Annotated in this window: 24 protein-coding genes and 1 other annotated feature; all 24 genes read right to left on the reverse strand. The window is 39.9% G+C overall.

What is annotated here, in order from left to right; genetic code table 11:
- Positions 1-93: 93 nt before the first annotated feature.
- Positions 94-1,041 carry a metal ABC transporter solute-binding protein, Zn/Mn family gene (locus ACSYSF_RS06945; RefSeq protein WP_489867303.1) on the reverse strand — a complete coding sequence of 316 codons (948 nt, stop codon included), beginning with the start codon at positions 1,039-1,041 and terminating at the stop codon, positions 94-96.
- Complete coding sequence (locus ACSYSF_RS06950; RefSeq protein WP_489867304.1) at positions 1,025-1,885, reverse strand: metal ABC transporter permease; 861 nt, start codon at positions 1,883-1,885, stop codon at positions 1,025-1,027. The genes ACSYSF_RS06945 and ACSYSF_RS06950 overlap by 17 nt, the downstream gene beginning before the upstream one ends.
- A 1-nt stretch (position 1,886) precedes the next feature.
- Positions 1,887-2,621, reverse strand: coding sequence for a metal ABC transporter ATP-binding protein (locus ACSYSF_RS06955; RefSeq protein ID WP_489867305.1), 735 nt, complete (start codon positions 2,619-2,621; stop codon positions 1,887-1,889).
- Positions 2,622-2,839: 218 nt separating this feature from the next.
- The gene (locus ACSYSF_RS06960) at positions 2,840-3,739 is read right to left on the reverse strand and encodes a serine hydrolase (protein WP_489867306.1); all 900 of its coding nucleotides are present in this window, start codon (positions 3,737-3,739) and stop codon (positions 2,840-2,842) included.
- A 94-nt stretch (positions 3,740-3,833) separates the two neighbouring features.
- Positions 3,834-4,460: a hypothetical protein gene (locus ACSYSF_RS06965; RefSeq protein WP_491737226.1), complete on the reverse strand. Its 627-nt coding sequence runs from the start codon at positions 4,458-4,460 to the stop codon at positions 3,834-3,836.
- 250 nt (positions 4,461-4,710) lie between these two features.
- Entirely contained in the window at positions 4,711-5,079 is a 369-nt protein-coding gene (gene rplL, locus ACSYSF_RS06970; protein WP_489867308.1) for a 50S ribosomal protein L7/L12, read from the reverse strand.
- Positions 5,080-5,166: 87 nt separating this feature from the next.
- Positions 5,167-5,670, reverse strand: coding sequence for a 50S ribosomal protein L10 (gene rplJ, locus ACSYSF_RS06975; protein WP_489867309.1), 504 nt, complete (start codon positions 5,668-5,670; stop codon positions 5,167-5,169).
- Between the two features lie 29 nt (positions 5,671-5,699).
- Positions 5,700-5,827: a sequence feature (ribosomal protein L10 leader region), on the reverse strand.
- 63 nt (positions 5,828-5,890) lie between these two features.
- Positions 5,891-6,580, reverse strand: a complete 690-nt coding sequence (gene rplA, locus ACSYSF_RS06980; protein WP_489867310.1) for a 50S ribosomal protein L1 — start codon at positions 6,578-6,580, stop codon at positions 5,891-5,893.
- Positions 6,581-6,674: 94 nt separating this feature from the next.
- Positions 6,675-7,100, reverse strand: coding sequence for a 50S ribosomal protein L11 (gene rplK, locus ACSYSF_RS06985; protein ID WP_004560217.1), 426 nt, complete (start codon positions 7,098-7,100; stop codon positions 6,675-6,677).
- Positions 7,101-7,235: 135 nt separating this feature from the next.
- Positions 7,236-7,793: a transcription termination/antitermination protein NusG gene (gene nusG / locus ACSYSF_RS06990; protein ID WP_489867311.1), complete on the reverse strand. Its 558-nt coding sequence runs from the start codon at positions 7,791-7,793 to the stop codon at positions 7,236-7,238.
- A gap of 104 nt (positions 7,794-7,897) precedes the next feature.
- Positions 7,898-8,068, reverse strand: a complete 171-nt coding sequence (gene secE, locus ACSYSF_RS06995) for a preprotein translocase subunit SecE (protein ID WP_489867312.1) — start codon at positions 8,066-8,068, stop codon at positions 7,898-7,900.
- A gap of 23 nt (positions 8,069-8,091) precedes the next feature.
- Positions 8,092-8,241 carry a 50S ribosomal protein L33 gene (rpmG, locus tag ACSYSF_RS07000; RefSeq protein WP_489867313.1) on the reverse strand — a complete coding sequence of 50 codons (150 nt, stop codon included), beginning with the start codon at positions 8,239-8,241 and terminating at the stop codon, positions 8,092-8,094.
- A gap of 67 nt (positions 8,242-8,308) precedes the next feature.
- Positions 8,309-8,854, reverse strand: a complete 546-nt coding sequence (locus tag ACSYSF_RS07005) for an RNA polymerase sigma factor (protein ID WP_489867314.1) — start codon at positions 8,852-8,854, stop codon at positions 8,309-8,311.
- Positions 8,855-8,973: 119 nt separating this feature from the next.
- A complete protein-coding gene (gene rlmB, locus ACSYSF_RS07010; protein WP_489867315.1) occupies positions 8,974-9,798 on the reverse strand; it encodes a 23S rRNA (guanosine(2251)-2'-O)-methyltransferase RlmB in 825 nt (274 codons plus the stop codon).
- The gene (locus tag ACSYSF_RS07015) at positions 9,782-10,219 is read right to left on the reverse strand and encodes a Mini-ribonuclease 3 (protein WP_491737227.1); all 438 of its coding nucleotides are present in this window, start codon (positions 10,217-10,219) and stop codon (positions 9,782-9,784) included. Before ACSYSF_RS07015 ends, rlmB begins: the two co-directional genes overlap by 17 nt.
- A 46-nt stretch (positions 10,220-10,265) precedes the next feature.
- A complete protein-coding gene (gene pyrE / locus ACSYSF_RS07020; RefSeq protein ID WP_489867317.1) occupies positions 10,266-10,886 on the reverse strand; it encodes an orotate phosphoribosyltransferase in 621 nt (206 codons plus the stop codon).
- 2 nt (positions 10,887-10,888) lie between these two features.
- Complete coding sequence (gene pyrF / locus ACSYSF_RS07025) at positions 10,889-11,596, reverse strand: orotidine-5'-phosphate decarboxylase (RefSeq protein ID WP_489867318.1); 708 nt, start codon at positions 11,594-11,596, stop codon at positions 10,889-10,891.
- A gap of 2 nt (positions 11,597-11,598) precedes the next feature.
- Positions 11,599-12,573, reverse strand: coding sequence for a dihydroorotate dehydrogenase (locus tag ACSYSF_RS07030; RefSeq protein WP_489867319.1), 975 nt, complete (start codon positions 12,571-12,573; stop codon positions 11,599-11,601).
- A 19-nt stretch (positions 12,574-12,592) separates the two neighbouring features.
- Positions 12,593-15,769, reverse strand: a complete 3,177-nt coding sequence (gene carB, locus ACSYSF_RS07035) for a carbamoyl-phosphate synthase large subunit (protein WP_489867320.1) — start codon at positions 15,767-15,769, stop codon at positions 12,593-12,595.
- Positions 15,762-16,847: a carbamoyl phosphate synthase small subunit gene (locus ACSYSF_RS07040; protein ID WP_489867321.1), complete on the reverse strand. Its 1,086-nt coding sequence runs from the start codon at positions 16,845-16,847 to the stop codon at positions 15,762-15,764. The genes carB and ACSYSF_RS07040 overlap by 8 nt, the downstream gene beginning before the upstream one ends.
- A 9-nt stretch (positions 16,848-16,856) precedes the next feature.
- Positions 16,857-18,134, reverse strand: a complete 1,278-nt coding sequence (gene pyrC / locus ACSYSF_RS07045) for a dihydroorotase (RefSeq protein ID WP_489867322.1) — start codon at positions 18,132-18,134, stop codon at positions 16,857-16,859.
- On the reverse strand, positions 18,131-19,036 hold the full coding sequence (locus ACSYSF_RS07050) for an aspartate carbamoyltransferase catalytic subunit (RefSeq protein ID WP_489867323.1): 906 nt from the start codon (positions 19,034-19,036) through the stop codon (positions 18,131-18,133). Before ACSYSF_RS07050 ends, pyrC begins: the two co-directional genes overlap by 4 nt.
- A 268-nt stretch (positions 19,037-19,304) precedes the next feature.
- The gene (locus tag ACSYSF_RS07055; RefSeq protein ID WP_489867324.1) at positions 19,305-20,258 is read right to left on the reverse strand and encodes a KpsF/GutQ family sugar-phosphate isomerase; all 954 of its coding nucleotides are present in this window, start codon (positions 20,256-20,258) and stop codon (positions 19,305-19,307) included.
- On the reverse strand, positions 20,242-21,096 hold the full coding sequence (gene kdsA / locus ACSYSF_RS07060) for a 3-deoxy-8-phosphooctulonate synthase (RefSeq protein ID WP_489867325.1): 855 nt from the start codon (positions 21,094-21,096) through the stop codon (positions 20,242-20,244). The genes ACSYSF_RS07055 and kdsA overlap by 17 nt, the downstream gene beginning before the upstream one ends.
- Positions 21,097-21,157 lie beyond the last annotated feature (61 nt).

Genomic DNA, 21,157 nt, shown 5'->3' on the forward strand with positions numbered 1-21,157 from the left:
CAAAAATGTCACATTTTTTTAAATTATTTTGGAAATTCTTTACGAAAAAAAGTACATCAATCAGAAATCATTCCCGATTAACGTACTTAGATTTTATTCTTTAGCTAACATACCATCATGAATTTTATCAATGTTCCACTTTACCATGTCGTAGTAAGTGTCACCCTTAGTTCCCTTCTTAGCCAATGAATCAGTATAAATCTTTGAATAGATTGGTAAACCAGTTTCCTTAGATACTTGCTTCATTGACTTTGGTGATACTGAGCTTTCCACAAACAATGATTTCACATCAGATTCATCGATTTTTGCGAGTACTTGTTTCATTTGTTCAGGCGTTCCTTGGGCTTCAGTATTAATTTCCCAGATAAATGCTGGCTTAATACCATATGCCTTTGAGAAGTACTTAAAAGCACCTTCTGAAGTCACTAACAAACGTTGTGATTCAGGAATATCAGCAAACTTGTTTTGCGCTTCTTTATGCAAATTTTCCAACTTCTTAACGTATGCATCTGTACGCTTTTGGTATAACTTTGCATGCTTAGGATCCTTATCCTTAAGCACTTGGTTAATGAGCTTAACATACTTTACACCATTACTTAAGTCTAACCAAGCATGTGGATCAGTTTCGTTTTCTTTACCAGACTCAGTTAAATACATCGGCTTAACATGCTTTGACGCAGCAAAAACTTCTTTGTCATTGCGCTTATTAGCTGTCTTCGTCAATTTATTAAACCAACCACTACCACCAGTTTCTAAGTTCAATCCATTATGGAACAAAACATCCGCTTCAGTTGCGGCAGCAATGTCATTCGTCGTTGGATCATATTCGTGAGGGTCGGTCCCACGTTTCACAATACTGTAAACCTTAACTTGCTTACCACCGACGTTTTCCACCATATCTTCTAAAATAGAATTTGTGGTTACAACGCGTAATTTTTCACTTTTTGTATTTGATTGGTCATCACGACTACTTACAAACCAAACAACTCCTCCGATAGCAACTAACATCGCTGCGATGGCAACACTAATCTTCTTTAACATGTTTCACTCCTAGTTTGGTAATAATGCCTTGCTTTGGGGCAAAGATAAATGAGAACAAAAATATAATGGCTGCAACTAATACAATTGCAGGACCTGAAGCCCAATTCATTGTATATGATAGGTACAAACCTGTAATGGCTGCAATCGTACTAATCGTTGCCGACAACACCAGCATAACGGACAAACGATTAGTCCACAAAAATGCAGTAGCTGCTGGTGTAATCAACATTGCAACAATCAAGATAATACCAACTGTTTGTAATGCAGAAACAGTTACCAGCGTCAAAACTAACATCAATCCATAATGAATAATACTGGTATTTAAACCATATGACTTAGCAAATGTTTCATCAAATGAGGTGATTTGTAATTCTTTGAAAAACATAACCACAAAAACAATCACGATAGCTAGAACAATAACGGTTGAAACCAAATCACTATCTGAAACTGCTAACACATTTCCAAATAAGATGTGGTGCAAATTAGTTGAAGACTCAGCCATTGAAATCAAAATAAATCCTAACGCGAAAAACGCTGAGAAAACAATTCCAATTGCTGTATCGTTTTTCAACTTACTATGTGCAGCAACAAATCCAATCAACAAAGCAGCCATAATGCCGAATGCGGTTGCCCCAACCATTAGATTAATACCTAACATGTATGCAACTGCAACACCAGGTAACACTGAATGTGAAATGGCATCACCCATTAATGACATACCACGTAAAATGATAAAACTTCCAATAATACCAGACATAATGCCGACCATAATTGATGCAAGTAAGGCACTTTGTAAGAAATTATAGTGTCCTAATGCGTGCATAAATTCTACTAAGCTTGCCATACTAAGCACCTGCCTTATCATTAAACAAAACGGCACTCAAGTCTGCAGAAAATGCCTTTTGTATATTCTCTTGTGTATATACTGAAGCAACTGTCCCACTTGCAATTACCCCATGATTCATAATTAATAAATCATCAAAGTATGATGTAACTTTATTTAGATCGTGGTGCACAACAATAATAGCTTTACCATCATCACGCCAACCACGCAAAACATTCATGATTTCCTCTTCAGACTTTACGTCAATTCCAACGAATGGCTCATCTAAAATAACCACATCTGCTTGTTGCACAATGGCACGAGCCACAAACACACGTTGTAATTGTCCTCCTGATAACTCACCAATTTGACGATTTTCAAATTCAATTAGATTAACTTGCCGTAGCGCATCTCTCGCAGCGGCTTTTTCTTTACGACCAGGGCTTTTGAATAATCCTAACTTACCGTATGTACCAGTTAGAACCACCTCAAAAACGCTGATGGGAAACGTTAAATCTAAAGCAGCTCGTTGTTCAACATAAGCAATTTTCTGTCGAACTCGTGATACTGCAACACCATCCAAAGTTGATTGACCCGAATGACGTACTAATCCTAACGCACCTTTAATCAATGTTGATTTTCCAGCACCATTAGGACCGATAATGCCAGTAATTTTACCAGGGGCAAAATCTACTGATAACTCCTTAAATACAGGCACATTGCTGTAAGCGACTGTTAAGTCGTTGATTTGCAGCATAAATATTTCTCCTATTCAATATTTTATTAACTAAAACTATCTTTTTAGCTAACTTAATAATCATAATAAATTCCATGAGACTAATCAATATATTTTGCGAAATGAAAATTAACTGTAATTACATTTCGCAATTGTAAATATTTACTTTACAAACCGTTATTTTAGCAAATAAAAAACCGATATATTTTACATACCGGTTAAATTAATTATTTAATTATTTAATTTGCTAACTCTTTATAAGTTTGACGTGAAAGTTTTTCAATTAAGTTGATACCTGACTGTTGGGTCTCATCACCATTGGTTAAGACTGCAATCACGTAATCCACTTTCTTATTTTTCACATGACCAAGGCTGTTCACAATCCAGCTACCATCATCATCTGGCAACCAGCCATTCTTTAATGCAATATCTGCTTTCTTAGGCACACCAGCACTAACACCCCAACTTTGGTCTTTCTCAATGTTGCTCATTAATTTTTGGGCATATTGTTGTGAATCGCCATTTAACACCTTACTCTGATAGAAAATATTACGTAAGAGTTTAATCTGATCGGGTGCCGTCGTTTTTGAATCACCCCAGGCAGCGGTATTCATTTTGGAATCATTCATGCCAAGTTTATCGAATACATTATCTGGTGCTTGATAACCACCCATTTGGTACAACAAACTAGTGGTAGAATCATTATCACTAGCCTGAATCATATTAGTTGCAAGTGCTTGCTCATTATCCGTTAATGGTGTATCTGACTCTTGATGCTCAGATAATAGTTCAGCTAAGACACTGACTTTAATCGCACTAGCGGTCGAAAATGTATCTGTGTTACTGTGACGAGTCTGAATTAACTTATCGGTTTTGTTATTGTAAACAGCAATATCGACGTTAACTGATTTTCCTTTCAAAGTATTTCGCCAATCTTTTTGTAAATTCTTCTTATGATGATTATGCACCAAACCAATTTTTGGTCCAACCGTATCCACTATTTTATCGCGTTGTGACCAAGCAATCGCAAAAACGATTAGTGTCACCACACCGACAATAATAATAGCAAGTCTTTTTGATTTTAAAATTTGCGTATGTTCTCTATTTTCACGCAATCCTCTACGTTGTTTATTTGCCATAGATAATAGTATACGACACTAACCTGTATACGATATTAACAAATTATTTTAATTTGTTTAAATCTACTTAATTAATTTAAATAATCGACATTATCTAGAATTCAAGACATAGGGCCACAACACCACTCCAAAAAATTTCCGTTTCAATATAAATAGGCATTGTAACAATTTCTTGCAAAGAAAAGAATTTGATTTTACGTCGCTTATTCGTTGCCATATTATAAACATTTACACTATTCCGATAATTATCTTGTCTTTTAATCTGAATAACACGGTTCATATCGATTGATTCAATTAGCGTTTGTTCAATACTATGTAATAACATGCTCAACTCAGTTACACCATGAACGTCAGACCAACGCTCAAAATCCCATACTTGGTCTTCAAATTCCCAATCAAATATTTCACTATGAACACCACTATAAATTGCATTTACAATTTCTGGTATTGATCGTAGACCCGTAAAATATGATAAAACACAACACTGATCATCTAACGTTGTTATCATTTGTGCTTCGTTCTGTTCTTCACTTGATAGCGGTGACCATTCAATATGATAATAAGTTGGCTTACCCTCAATTGGATAAACGTTAATCTGTGTAATATTCTGACCCTTACTTAGCACAGTTTGAATATCTTTATTAGTTTGAACCACAAAGCTATGCAATTGTGTTGGTTTAAAAATTAATGAAAAATGAACTGCTAAAAGCAGTATCATCATCTGGCCACTCATTATACAAATCATAATCATAACTACTGCTATTCATACTAAACGTTAATTGACCAATGGACTATCTGGTTCCTGCCCAATTGGCAATATTTTTTCTTTTTTGACATCAATACTCCCCCAAAAAATAAGCAAATACGATAAGACTGTACGACTTCATTTTAAAAGAAAACAAAAAAATAAGCTACCTGTGTAAACACAAATAGCTTATTTTAGTCAATTTAAACCTTATTAAAGGTTAAAATTATTTAACGTTAACTACGGCACCAGCTTCTTCAAGCTTTGCCTTCAAGTCGTTAGCGTCGTCTTCTGAAAGACCTTCCTTGATAACTGAAGGTGCATCGTCAACAAGACCCTTAGCGTCCTTCAATCCCAAACCAGTTGCTTCACGAACTGCCTTGATAACCTTAACCTTAGCTGTACCAGCTGAAGTCAATTCAACATCAAATTCAGTCTTAGCAGCGGCAGCATCACCACCAGCAGCACCAGCAGCTGCAACAGGGGCAGCGGCTGAAACACCAAATTCTTCTTCGATAGCTGAAACCAAGTCAGCCAAGTCCATGATCGTAGCTTCCTTCAATGAAGCAATGATTGAATCTTTATCAAATGCCATGATAATTAATCTCCTCTTATATTTGCTTTAATTGCAATTTTAATTTTATAGGGCGTTGCCCTTTAAGATACGAATCTAAGCCGTTGTTTAGGCCTCTGATTCTTCCTTTGCGTCTGATACAGCTTTAACTGCATAGGCAAAGTTGCGAACAGGTGCTTGCAATGTTGACAACAACATTGATAGCAAACCTTCGCGATCTGGTAGTGCAGCGTACTTATTGATTTCATCAATAGATACGATGTTACCATCGATGAATCCACCCTTGATTTCCAAGGCGTCGATATCATCAGCGTACTTCTTCAATACGCGGGCAGGTGCGATTGCATCATCATTTGAGAATGCAACGGCTGAAGGACCAGCAAACAAATCGTTTAACTCAGTCAAATCAGCAGCTTCAGTAGCGCGAACCAAGACTTTGTTCTTGATAACACGTAGCTCAACACCTTCTCCACGCAATTCAGCACGCAAGTTGTTTGATTGCTCAACAGTCAATCCACGTACGTCAGCAACAACGGCAGACGTTGCGTTCTTGAACTTGTCAGCAACTTCGGCAACTTGTTGTGCTTTAACAGCAATGGTTGCTTCACTCATGGTATATTGTTCCTCCTGTTTAGATTTTGATTCTTACCAAAAGACCCCCAGTACATGCTGCACCGGGGGTCAAAAGTCGCTTTCGCGTTTTTTCACTTCCTCGGCGGGATATTAAGTCTTACGACACCTGCGTCTTAGGTAGAATCGATTTATTACCTCAACTACTTTAACAGGTAGTCGAGAAAGTGTCAACACTCACTTACTATTTTCGAAAATCTAATTATAGTGAAGCGATGTCAATGTTCACAGCAGGACCAAATGTTGAAGCGATTGATACGTGTTGTACGTATGTTCCCTTAACAGCAGATGGACGTGAACGCAAGATAACATTAGCCAATGACTTAATGTTTCCTGCAAGCTTGTCAGCATCGAATGATACCTTACCAACTGGTACAGCAACGTTTCCGTCACGATCAGTACGGTAAGTAACCTTACCTGACTTAGCTTCTGAAACGGCCTTAGCAACGTCGAACGTTACAGTACCCGTCTTAGGGTTAGGCATCAAGCCCTTAGGTCCCAAGACACGTCCAACACGTCCAACTTGTGCCATCATATCTGGTGTTGCAACAGCAACATCAAAATCTAACCAGCCACCTTGGATACGTTGTACCAAGTCAGCGGCACCAACAACGTCAGCACCAGCTTCTTCAGCTTCTTTAGCCTTATCACCTTGCGCAAAGACAACAACAGTTTGGTCTTTACCAGTACCGTTAGGCAAAACAACGGCACCACGCAATTGTTGATCAGCTTGACGCGTATCAACGTTTAAGTTAAATGCAATTTCAACAGTTGCATCAAACTTGGCAAAGTCAATATCCTTTACCAATGCAGCAGCTTCTTCAACAGTGTACAACTTGTCACTGTCAACTTTTTCAGCAGCTGCTAAATAATTCTTACCATACTTAGCCATGGTAGCTATTCCTCCTTGCAAATGCGGTCAAACGGTCATTGACCTCCCGCTTGATCTTGCTTAGTTTCCTACGCGATCCGTACTTACTTATTAATTAGCCTTCAACAGTGAAGCCCATTGAACGAGCAGTACCTTCGATCATGCGAACAGCTGCATCTACGTCAGCTGCGTTTAGATCTTGCATCTTAGTTTCTGCAATCTCACGAACTTGAGCTGCAGTAACTGTTGCGACCTTCTTCGTGTTAGGCTCACCAGAACCCTTTTCAACACCAGCGGCCTTCTTCAAAAGAACAGCTGCTGGAGGAGTCTTGGTAATGAACTCGAATGAACGATCTTCATACACAGTAATAACTACAGGGATTAGCAAACCACCTTGATCAGCAGTACGAGCATTAAACTCCTTTGCGAATCCCATGATGTTAACACCAGCTTGACCTAGAGCAGGTCCAACTGGAGGTGCAGGTGTAGCCTTACCGGCTGGAATCTGCAACTTAACAATACTTGAAACTTTCTTAGCCACGATTGTTTCCTCCTTCGTGTTTGTGGTGTAAATGGCGCGTTTCGATTTACGCCTCCCACATATGTGCCTAATAACAACACATACCATATTATAGTAACAAAACACTTACCACTTGGCAAGTAAAGTCTTCAAAATTTATTGAACAGGCTTAACGTCGCTAAATGAAATTTGTGTTGGCGTGTCACGACCAAAGATATTGATTAAAACAGTCACTTCTTGATGCTCATCATCAATTTCCGTAACCGTAACACCTTCTTGACCAGCAAAACTACCTGACACAACATCAACCAAGTCACCAACTTCAACATCTAGATGTTCAACTTGACGTTCAACTAAGTTCATACGTGCCAACATATCGTCAACTTCTTCAGGAAGCAATGGCACTGGCTTTGATCCACCACCGTGAGAACCCAAGAATCCAGTAACACCTGGGGTATTACGGACAACATACCAAGCTTCGTCAGTCATAATCATTTCGACTAAAGCGTAGCCAGGAAAGTCGTTTTCCTTAACAATCTTTGTCTCACCATCTTTTTCAACTTCGATTTCTTGTTCTGGTACCAAGACACGGAAAATATAATCCGTCATCCCCATTGTTTCAATACGTGATTCCAAATTTGACTTTACGCGATTTTCATATCCTGCATATGTATGCAAAACATACCATTGCTTATCGAATGACTCAGTTGCCATGATTGCCTCCTCAGACTATTTGACATAAATTTTTGTAAATTAAAAACCCTCAATTAATGAGGGCTTTATCTGCTAATTCATGCTTACAGTATAGCGCATTTTGTTTACTTAGACAACCAAGTAATTCCTTGTTCAAATACCCAGTCAGCAGAACCAAAAATAATGGCGAATGCTAATCCGGTTACAACAACAATTGTTGTATTATGGATATTTTCATTAAATGTTGGCCAAGTTACCTTGTGCATTTCTTCTTTAACACTTGATAAAAACTTCATCTATATAAACCTCTGCTTAATTCTTACATTGTTTCTCGATGTAAAGTGTGCTTATCGCAATACTTGCAATACTTATTTACCTGTAAACGGTCAACACGCGTTGGCTTTTTAGTAACCATATAATTACGTGAACCACACACACTACATGCCAAAGCGACTTTCTTTGTTGCCATATGGCGTTACCGCTCTTTCTTAATTTGATTTTATGACTAAAAGTTTAGCACTTTTGCTATTAAACGGCTAGTTTTTTCTGATTTCACTACGATAAAATAACTGCCACTTACGACGTACACCATAACACCAGGAACGTGAACGTTTAATGATCTTGGCTGCTTCAACCATACTATAACCCTGGATTAGTAAAAACGCTAATTCACGTTCTTTAATAGGTAGTTGATGATACCACGTCATGATAAATGGGATTAACCCATTTGCGACGTGTTCATATTTCTCAAAAACTTGTTGGGCTTCATATGGCGCAATTGTTTCTTTTAATACTGGAACTTGAAAATCACAAACCCGATACTCATTGCGCCATAACTGCACCACATGCGTCTGTAATGATCGTCGATAATATAGCGTTAATGCAGCCCACGTTTGATGGCGTAATAATCTGAGTGTCTTGTGCAAGACCACCCGACATTCTTGTTGCCAATCATTCGGTTGTGGTCGTACGCGCTGTTGGGCAAACATTTTCCAAACGAGGCCTTCAAACTGACTTAAAATCATTTCAAACGCCTGTTCATCCCCAGCTTGTGCTTTAACAATTAGTTGTGTTTGATCCACCGTCTCGTATCCTTTCTTACTACTGTAAGAAAAGCATACGGGAGGATTACCCACTTGCCAGAATTATGTTTAGCCCAATAACAACTAACATTTAGCATTATGCCAATTAAACACCTATTTTATGATAATGGATGGCGACTATTATAACCTTGATAGATTAGCAAGCTAGCGGCAACTGAAGCGTTTAGACTTTGCACATGGCCAATCATTGGAATTGCTAATGTTTCATCAACTGATTTCTTTAGTAATGGTGAAATACCCTTACCTTCATTACCAATGATTAACGCAGTCGCACCCTTGGCATCCCAATGACGGTAATCTTTACCGTTCATATCAGTACCAAACACCCATACACCACGTTCTTTTAACTGTTCAACCGTTTGAACTAAGTTAGTTACTCGCGCAACTGGCACATGCTCAATCGCACCAGTTGACGTTTTAGCAACCACTGATGTTAGTTGTACGGCACGACGCTTTGGAATAATGATGCCATGAACACCGGCGGCATCCGCTGTTCGCATGATTGATCCCAAATTGTGTGGATCTTCGATTGAATCAAGCACTAAGAAGAAAGGTGCTTCGTCTTTTTCGGCAGCTTTGGCAAACAAATCATCAATTGTTGCATATGCATATGCTGCAATTGATAACACCACGCCTTGATGGTTTTCACCATTGGTCAATTCATCAAGTTTAGCTTTTGGTGCGTCTTGCATAATCAAGCCGCGTTTTTTAGCTAGTGCGCTTACCTCATTACGAACCTTATCAGCTAGACCATTTTGTAACCAAACTTTATTGATTTCAGTCTTTCCCTTTAAGGCTTCAACGGCGGCGTGATGACCGAAGACAAATTCGACTTGTTCTTCAGGTGCATCATAACCTGCTTTTGGAGTTCGTTGACGACGTTGCTTGTGTCCTGCTGATCGTTTGTTATTTTGTTGTCCCATGATTTACTGTTCGCCCACTTTCCACTTGTTTATAAATCCATGAAATAATTTCTTCTAAACGTTCTGTTTGACCACTTGCACCTAAATAACCCATCACGGCCTCAAAGCCCGTTGAAATGCGGTAAGTCACGACATCGGTGTTTTTTGCTTTTGTATGTGAATTCGCATTGCGACCACGTTTGAAATATTTTTGCTCAGTTTCAGTATAGATATTATCAGCTTCAATCAAAGCATATAAAGCGGCATGCGCTTTTGCTGAAACATACTTTTTTGATTCACGTTGTAACTTTGCTGGTTTCGTAATGCTCTTAGCTAAGAGATGATGACGAATATAAACTTCGTATACCGCATCCCCATAATAGGCCAAATCCAAACCATTTAATTGTTCATAATTTATCTTTTCATTCATGCTTCCTATCATAACATTTTATCTCCTAAAATTGGATAGAAAGTATTAAATAACATCTTTATGTCAGTGTTTGATGCCAATCTTCAATCATCTGCAATTCATCAGCCGTGATATTATCTGTTTCCTGGGCAACTTGAATTAAGCTAGAAAAATTAGTTAATGATGCAAAACTAGTTTGGGCATCCGCGAAGTTTTGCTTAGCAGCTGGTAATTCATATGAAAAAATTGAGACAACACCGATAACATTACCCGTCTCAGCCCGCGTTGCTTTCACTGCACCTAGTACTGAACCACCAGTTGAAATCAAATCGTCAATCAAAACTACTTTTTGACCATCATTGATAGCACCTTCAATTTGCTTACCCGTTCCATGATCTTTAGGCTTGGCGCGGACATATATTAATGGTAGATTCATAGCTTCCGCAACCCAGGCGGCGTGTGGAATGCCGGCGGTTGCAACACCACCAATGACTTCAACGTCTGGATATTGCGTCTTAATCAATTCAACGAGACCATCAATGACAATTTGACGTTCTTCAGGAAATGAAATGATTTTACGGTTATCAGTATAAATTGGGCTCTTAATACCAGATGCCCACGTAAATGGATCATTAGGTTGTAATTTAACGGCTGCAATATCTAACAAAGCAGTTGCAACAGCTGTTCGATAATTTGTCATAGTTACTCCTCGTTAAAATCATGAATAATTTGCTTATAAGCTGCCACTGGATCAGTTGCCTGCGTAATTGAACGACCAACGACAATCCCATTGGCACCCTTTTGACGAGCTTGTTGCGGGGTCATCACCCGATTTTGATCACCTTTAGCATCCCCAGTCAAGCGAATACCGGGCGTGATAGATAGAAAGCCACTACGGGTTGCATCATGAATCATTTCAGTTTCAAATGCCGAAGAAATCACTCCTGCCATACCAGCATGTTCAGCTAATTGGGCTAAATGCACCACAGATTCATTTAGAGAAACAGCTAATTGCTGTGTCGTTTGCAATTCAGTTTCAGAAAATGATGTTAATTGGGTAATAGCCAATAATTTCGTATTTTGCTGGGCACTATCAATAGCATCTTTAGCGGCTAGCATCATTTGCTCACCACCAGCTGCATGTAAGGTTAAATAATCAATCCGTAATTGGGCTAAATTTTTGACGGCTTGGCCAACTGTATGTGGAATATCGTATAACTTTAAATCCAAGAAAACGGTATAGCCACGTTCTTTTAAAGTCGATACAAAAGTTGGCCCTTCACGATAGAACAATTCCATCCCCACTTTAACCGCTAAAGGTTGGTCGACCGGAAATTGCTCTAAAAATGCCAAGGTTGTTGGCACATCCGCAAAGTCTAAGGCAATAAATACAGGTTTGTTATCAGACATCATTACTCCTTATCCAAATTCGTCATTGCTTGCCATTCTGCTTCATTTGCTGGCAAAGCATGCAATGCGGTTGTCACTTCAGCAACTGTTGCAAAATGGTATTTATCCAAAGCGGCTGGTAATGCTTTAATCAATTTTGGTAAGAACAAGGGATCAGTTTTATTCATCACCCCGACTTGTACTGCTGAAGCGCCAGCTAACATTAATTCAAGGGCATCATAAATTGACGTAACCCCGCCAACACCAATGATTGGAATATTGACCACTGAAGCAGCTTCCCAAATAAATTCAACTGCTAATGGATGAATGGCTTCTCCCGACAAACCGCCTTTACCACGGTACAAACGAGCCGAACGACTCATCAAATCTAAGCTCATCCCCACCAAAGTGTTGACCATCGTCAAACCATCGGCACCCGCTTGTTCGGCTGCAATTGCTAGTGGCTTAATATCAGTAACATTTGGTGACAATTTTGCATAAATAGGTTTCGTCGTAGCTGTCCGAACAGCGCTCACTACTGATGAAACCCCCTCAGTAGTGACACCAAAGGCGCGACCACCTTCATCGACATTTGGGCAAGATAGATTTAATTCAATCGCGTTAATGCCTGGCATTCGTTCGATTGTAGTTGCTAGTTGCGTGAACTCAGCAACTGTTTCACCTGAAATGGATAACATTTTCGGTAAATCAGGTAACTTTTGATCTAATTCTGGCATAAAGTCATTTTTAACCGCTTCAATCCCTGGATTAGCTAAACCAACGGAGTTAAGCACGCCAGCTTTGGTATCAATTACCCAAGGTTGTGGGTTACCTTTGCGTGGCTTCACAGTCGTTGTTTTTAGTACCAATGCCCCTAATTCATTTAGGTCAAAATCAGCCATGTGATCAAGACCGTAATAAAATGAACCCGATGATGGCATAAACGGATTCTTAAGTTCTAAACCAGGTAATGAAATTGCAAGACGGTTCTTATCCATGAGTAGCATCTCCTTTATTTTATGAAGGGTTAACAGTAAATGATTGTGATTCTAATACACTCAACAATGCTCGGACAGTATCGAATGCTGTAAACAATGGCACAGCATTTTCAATGGCAGCGTTACGAATTCGACGACTATCGTTAACCGTGGCAACGTCTTGATGTGTTGAGTTAATGACTAATTGTAATTCACCTTTACTTAGTGAAGTCACTGCATTATGAGTCGTTTCATTAATTTTATCGAGAATAGCGACACGCAAGCCGTTTTCTTGGAAGTATTCACCTGTACCGGCAGTTGCAAATAATTGGAAACCTAATTCGTTAAAGCGCTTAGCTAAGGTCAATGCTTCGGCTTTATCTTCATCAGCGATGGTGAAAAGTACGTTACCATCGTGCGGAATCTGTGTACCGGCAGCAACGAAAGCTTTATACAACGCCTTTTCAAAGGTCTTATCAGAACCCATTACCTCACCAGTTGACTTCATTTCAGGTCCTAATAGTGAGTCAACGGCTGGCAACTTCGTAAATGAGAAGATTGGGGCTTTCACATGCACCATCTCTGATTCGGGTACCAAACCAGTTTCAAAGCCCATATCAGCTAATTTTTCACCTAACATAATGCGGGTTGCCAATTGCGCCAACTTAAGATGGGTGACTTTTGAAATAAATGGTACGGTTCGTGATGCACGTGGATTCACTTCGATAACATATGCAGTGTTGTCATGAATAACAAATTGCACATTCATCAAGCCGATAGTCTTCAAACTTTTGGCCAAAGCAATTGAATCGGTCACGATTTCCTCACGCACCTTATCTGATAAAGTTTGGGTTGGATAAACTGACATTGAATCACCTGAGTGCACGCCGGCACGTTCGATGTGTTCCATAATTCCTGGAATCACAACAGTTTCACCGTCTGACAGCACATCAACTTCAGCTTCTGAACCAACTAAGTATGAATCGATTAGTACTGGGTGATCATGTGAGACCTTAACGGCACGCCCCATGTAATCACGCAATTCCGTTTCATTATTAACAATTTCCATAGCGCGACCACCTAAGACGTATGATGGGCGTACTAAAACTGGATAACCAATTTCATACGCTGCTGCTAAAGCACCATCAACCGTTGTTGCGGTCTTACCAATTGGTTGCGCCAAAGCCAGTTGCTTGATAACTTGGTCAAATTCTTCACGATCTTCAGCTCGATTCAAATCAGTGACACTCGTTCCCAAGATATTCACACCGGCATCGGCTAGTGGTTCAGCAAGATTAATCGCTGTTTGACCACCGAATTGGACAACCACACCCATTGGTTGTTCTAGATTAATAACGTTTAACACATCTTCTAAGGTTAGTGGTTCGAAATATAATTTATCAGATACTGAAAAATCAGTTGAAACCGTTTCGGGATTTGAATTCATGATAATAGCTTCATAGCCGGCTGCTTGAATTGCTTTAACCGCATGGACTGTTGCGTAGTCAAATTCCACACCCTGACCAATGCGGATAGGTCCTGAACCAAGGACTAAGACACTTGGCTTTTTTGTCACAACAGATTCATTCTGCATTTCATAAGTTGCGTAATAATAAGGTGTTTGTGACTCAAACTCAGCGGCGACCGTATCAACCATCTTGTAGACTGGACTAATGGCGGCATCCGTTCTTAATGATGTAACTGCTTGGGCATGCCAGCCCCAAATATCAGCAATCGTTTGATCCGCAAAACCATTCTTTTTCGCCGTCAACAAGACCGTTTCATCCCCAACATGCGCAGCCAAATCCTGCTCAATCTCGATAATGTGCAACACCTTATCTAAGAAGAAATAATCAATCTTTGTGCGTTCATGAATAGCATCAACGGAAACACCACGGCGCAACAATTCACTAATCATGAAGAGACGGTCATCACGAGCAGGCATCAAGTCATCAAGTAGTTGTTCGGTACTAATTTCTGGGAAATTAATGTCTCGCAAACCAGTCGCACCAATTTCAAGTGAACGCACCGCTTTATTCATCGCTTCTTCGATATTACGACCGATAGCCATTACTTCCCCAGTTGCTTTCATTTGCGTCCCAAGATGACGATCAGCGGTCGCAAACTTATCAAATGGCCAACGTGGAATCTTAACCACCACGTAATCCAAAGCTGGTTCGAAGGCCGCTTTAGTCGTTCCGGTAACTGGATTAATAATTTCATCCAAGGTTAAGCCAACTGCAATTTTGGCCGCCATCTTGGCGATTGGATAACCCGTTGCTTTTGAAGCTAATGCTGATGAACGTGACACACGTGGATTCACTTCGATAATGTCATAGTTAAATGAGTTCGGATCCAAGGCCATTTGAATATTAACCCCACCCTCAATCTTTAGGGCACGAATAATTTTCAAAGCGGCATCACGCATCATCTGTAGTTCGCGGTCAGCCAAGGTTTGTACCGGTGCGACCACAATTGAATCACCGGTGTGAATACCAACCGGATCAAAGTTTTCCATTGATGCAACAATCAACGCATTATCTGCGGCATCACGCATTACTTCGAATTCAATTTCTTTATAACCGGCAATTGATTGTTCAATCAATACTTGTGTGACTGGTGATAATTCAAGACCATTCGCAGCAATTTCTTTTAATTCAGCTTCATCGTTGGCGATACCACCACCGGTACCACCTAATGTATAAGCTGGACGCACAATCACTGGGTAACCACTTTGATTGGCAAAATCCAAAGCTTGCTCAACCGTAACCGCAATCATTGATTCTGGAACCGGTTCATTTAAACGATTCATCAAATTCTTAAAAGCTTCACGGTCTTCAGCTTCTTCAATGGCTGTTAATTTTGTTCCTAATAAGATAATACCTAGTTCATCTAAAATACCAGCTTCAGCTAATTCTTTGGCCATATTTAAACCAGTTTGACCACCTAAAGTAGGCAAAATAGCATCGGGACGTTCTTTACGTAAGATACGTGCTAAAAATTCAAATGATAGTGGCTCAATGTAGACTTCATCAGCCGTTTCACTATCTGTCATAATCGTAGCGGGATTTGAATTCACAAGCACTACTTCATAGCCTTCTTCTTTCAAAGACATCGCAGCTTGGGTTCCTGAATAATCAAATTCGGCAGCTTGACCAATAATAATTGGACCTGAACCAATCACTAAAATTTTGTGGATATCTGTACGTCTAGGCATGTTGTAGTTGTCCTTTCTTGTTTGTAGCGATCATTGCAAGGAAATCATCAAAAAGATATTCGGCATCATGTGGACCCGGTGCAGCATCCGGATGGAATTGTACTGAAAAGGCAGCATGGTCTTTTAAGCGTAGTCCTTCAACTGTGTGGTCATTGATTTCTTCATGCGTAATTTCAAGATTGGTATCGGCAATTGATTCTGCTGAAACTGCGTAACCATGATTTTGTGAAGTGAAATCAATTTGATCTTTAACTAAATTTCGAACCGCATGATTGAAACCGCGGTGACCGAACTTTAACTTAAAGGTCGTTGCGCCATTAGCCAAAGCAAACAACTGATGACCAAGGCAAATACCCATTAATGGCATTTTTTCTTCTAATTCACGAATAACCGGTAAGATGTGGGCCACGTTTTGTGGATCACCAGGACCATTTGATAGCAAAACACCATCTGGATCCATATCTAATATTGTTTGCGCATCAACGTCGGCTGGGAAAACCATAACGTTCACACCGCGCTTTGCTAAAGAACGCAAAATTGAATTTTTCAAGCCAAAATCAATTAAGGCGATTGAAAGACCTTCCGTTGGATTAACGTACGTTGTTTTTGTCGTCATCTTGGCAACTTCATCAGTAGCGGCCGTTGTTGCCTGTAATTGCGCAACGGTATCATCGCTAACCTCATCAACAATCACAGCGCGCATCACGCCGTGTTCACGAATTTCTTTTGTCAATGCGCGGGTGTCGATATCAGTGATACCTGGTAAATCCATTTTTTCAGCCCATTCTGAAATTGACATTTGTTGACGCCAATTCGAAGGACGACGAGCAATTTCATGGGCAACAATTGCATTTGCTGTTGGCTTTAATGATTCATAATCATCACGATTAATACCGTAATTACCAATTAATGGATACGTAAACGTTAAAATTTGTCCTGAATAAGAAATATCAGTTAATGATTCTTGATAACCAGTCATCCCGGTATTAAAAACCAATTCGCCCTCAACTGGTTTTGTTGAACCGAATCCTTCACCTGTATAAATTGACCCATTTTCTAAAACTAGATACCGTTGCATGTTCTCCTCCTATGCTTCGTAAACAATCTCACCATCAACCATTGTTAATACTGTTTGTCCATAAACTGTTGCGCCAATAAAGGGCGTATTTTGTCCTTTAGAAGCAAATTCATCTGCCGTAATTTTATGAGCATGCCTAATGTCAAATAATGCCAAATCGGCTGGTTCACCAACTGCAACTTGTTGTGCCCCGGTTAAGCCAAAAGCCAGTTGTGGTTGCACAACCATCCAATTTAATAATTGACTCAAAGTCGCAATCCCTGATTTAATTAAGTGGGTGTATAACAATTGGAAACTTGTTTCAATTCCCGTAATGCCAAATGCAGCGCCAATAAACGAACCTTCTTTTTCTGCCAAACTGTGCGGTGCATGATCCGTTGCGACCATGTCAATTGTGCCGTCAAGTAGTCCTGCGATAACTGCCATGCGGTCATCAGGGGTTCGTAGTGGTGGATTCATCTTGAAAAAAGCGTTATCACCGGTAATGTGTGTCTCATCGAGTAATAAATGATGTGGCGAAACTTCAGCGGTCACATTCACGCCATGCGCTTTTGCTAAACGTACCAATTCAACTGACTCTTTCGTTGATAAATGAGCAACATGATAATGTACGCCACTGGCTTTTGCCAAAACTAGATCACGCGCTAATTGTGATGACTCACCTAATGAATCCATCCCCGGCAAGTTCAGTTCTTTAGAACGCTTGCCCAAATTCATGACACCGCCATTAATCAAGGAATTGTCCTCAACATGGGCAACTAAGGGGCGGTCAACTGCTGCGGCTGCTTTCATTGCCGTCAACATAGTTGCTGCTGTTTGAACCCCTTTACCATCATTTGTGAAGGCAATTGCCCCAGCTTTAGCCAAGGCTGCAATATCACTCACATCTTCGGTAGTTAAATCTGTTGAGATAGCTGCGTATTGTTCTAAGTGAACCAGACTGTTTTCAGCATTGTTTGCTTGAACGATTTGCAAATTTTCGAGGGTATCAGGAACTGGATTCAAGTTTGGCATTGCCAAAACCGTAGTAAAGCCACCGCGGGCTGCTGCCTTTGATCCTGTGGCTACCGTTTCTTTATATGCAAAGCCGGGTTCGCGAAAATGTACGTGGACATCAACTAACCCGGGTGTGATTAACGCCCCTTGGGCATCAATGACACGGTCAGCTGTTTTTTCAATATTGTCAGAAACTTCAGCGATTTTATCATCGACAATTAAAATATCTTGCCGGATTAATTGATTATTCGTTACGATTTTTTGTGCGTTTTTAATTAAAGTTGATGTCATGCGTCATCCTCCATTAATGCAGTTAGAATTGCCATGCGGGCATAAACCCCATTAGCCATTTGCGTAAAAATACGTGATTTGTCAGCTTCTACCAATTCATCAGCAATTTCAATACCACGGTTAACTGGTGCAGGATGCATAATAATTGCATCATCCTTTAACTGGTTGTAGCGTTGCTGATTCAAACCAAATTGGTCATGGTAGTCTGCTTCAGAAAATGTTGCATTATCTTGTTCTGCCAAGCGTTCATGTTGGACGCGTAGCAACATCAAAACATCGAGTTTATCTAAGTCATGGTCTAATGCTTCATAAGTACCATATTGATCAAAGTCAGCCGGATACCAATTGGCTGGTCCTGAAAAACTAATCGTGGCGCCTAAACGTTGTAAAATTTCAGCATTTGAACGGGCAACTCGTGAATGTGATAGGTCACCAACAATGCGGACGTTTAAACCTTCGAAGTGACCGAACTGTTCATAGATTGTCATCAAATCTAACAAACTTTGCGATGGATGTTGACCATTGCCATCCCCTGCATTAACTAATTGCGGCATCAATTTTGAATGTTCTGCAATTAAAGGTGCATACCAGTCATTAATACTATGACGTAAAACGACAACATCAACGCCAATTGCCCCAAGCGTCTTTAAAGTATCGCTCAATGACTCCCCCTTTTGCGTTGAACTTGTTTGGGGATTTACTTGAATAGGTTGCCAACCTAATTTTGATTCAGCCATTTGAAAGCTGCTAGCTGTGCGGGTTGAATTTTCAAAAAATAAATTAGCGACATGCTTGGCCTTTTGTGGTGTTGCTAATTGATCATTTTTATAAGCCAAACTTGTTTGAATCAAGTTCATAATTTCTTGTGTTGTTAAATCATTTAAATTCACAAAGTTTCGCATGGTATCTCCTTATTATTCACACAAAAAAAACCTTACGAATCCAGCGATTCATAAGGCTTGCTTGTTTATGATAGTAAAATCCACCCACTGTAGGTATTTGCCATCAACTTGAGCATCCTTTGTTAGCCTCACTGGACTACATTAAAGGTTATTCTTGACTGGCATTAATATACCACGTTTATCATGTTAGGTAAACAGTTTACTTGTTAGTAAAATACTGTTAAAACGTTTAACGTACTGATTTAAACAGTATTAAAAAATTCATCTTTTATTGATCAACAACATCATTCATTGTAATAACACCCACGACTTCATCATCATCCGTGACAACCAAGTTGGAAATGTTATGCGACGCCATCTTCTTCCAAGCGGCACGATTACGTTTATTAACGTCAATCGTAATAAAGCCGTTCGTCATGTAGTCAGCGGCTGTCGAACTCTTAACCTTTGGCACATCTAACATCTTCTTACGAATGTCACCATCAGTAACGATACCGACAAACTCGTCATTTTCTTTGACCAACGTCATACCAACACCCGCATTACTGATTTGATAAATCACATCATTCAATGGCGTATCAGTCTGAACGAATGGTACATCGGTATGCATAACGTTCTTAACAGTTTGCAACAACAACTTTCCAATTGAACCACCGGGATGGTATTGGGCGAAGTCTTTCTTGGTAAACTTCTTTTCCTTTTGGACGGCAATCAATAACGCATCACCGACAACCAAGGTTGCAGTTGTTGAATTTGTTGGCGCTAACTTCGTCATGTCAGCTTCGGATGCCACGTCAACAATTAATGACTTCTTAGTATTCTTAGCTAAGGTTGAGTCAGAAGCACCTGTCAACGCAATACTCTGAAGGTCATCCCCAAAGATTTCCTTTAAAGCAAAGAAAGTCTGCAAAACTTCTTCAGTCTCACCACTATTAGAAACAAAAACAACCACATCATTTTCAGCCACACGACCTAAATCACCGTGAAAGGCATTTCCAGCGTCGATAAAGAAACTAGGAACACCAATTGATGAAAACGAAGCTGATATCTTTTCAGCAATGATTCCTGATTTACCAATGGCGATAAAAATCAAACGACCAGTCATCCCTAAAATATCTTCAACAACTTGGTCAAAACTCTCATCTAATTGATCGCGCACCTTTTCTAGCGTTTCAATTTCAGTATCAAAGGTGGCACGGGCGTCTTTATAATAAGTCTTCATCTGCATACACCGCCTTACTGTCAAGATGTTCGTGGAACAACCTGTTAGCCTCTTCTAGGATTGGGCGTGCTTTCGATAGATATAGTTGACTATCCTGATCAGAAATAGCCTTAGGTGGGTTAGGATGGACTTCAGCGAAGATACCATCAATTCCAATTGATAATGCTGCACGCATCAATGGAAAGATGTATTCACGATTTCCACCAGAATGGTTACCATAACCACTTGGAATTTGCACTGAGTGGGTTGCATCGTAAATGACTGGATAACCAGTTTCACGCATTTGAATCAAGCTCGTCATATCAACTACTAACTGGTGGTAACCAAACATCGTACCACGTTCAGTAACTAAAATATGCTCATTGTCTTGTGAAGCAACCTTGTTTACCGCACTCTGAATATCTTCAGGAGCCATAAACTGAGCCTTCTTAATATTTACGACGCGTCCTGTCTTAGCAGCAGCTAGCAATAAATCAGTCTGACGACTCAAGTAAGCTGGAATCTGTAACACATCTGCGACTTCGGCAACTGGTGCACACTGGTAAGACTCGTGAACATCAGTCACAATTGGTACATTATACTTTTCTTTAATCTTACGTAGAATTTCAAGTCCGGTTTCCATTCCAGAACCACGGTCAGATGAGATAGCGCTACGGTTAGCCTTATCAAAAGATGACTTAAACACATAGTTAATTCCCAAATCATCGGTAATTTTCTTTAATTCCTCAACAACTTCAGCACAAGTTTCATATGATTCAATGGCACATGGGCCGGCTAGTAAAGTTAAACGATCGTCCTTAAAGCCATAATCATGAAACACTTCACTTATCTTTGGCATACTTCTTCCCCCGTTTCTTGACACTAGTTCACTCAATAAACTACATTAGAAAATATTAATT

This window comes from Weissella sp. ESL1139 (assembly GCF_058506735.1).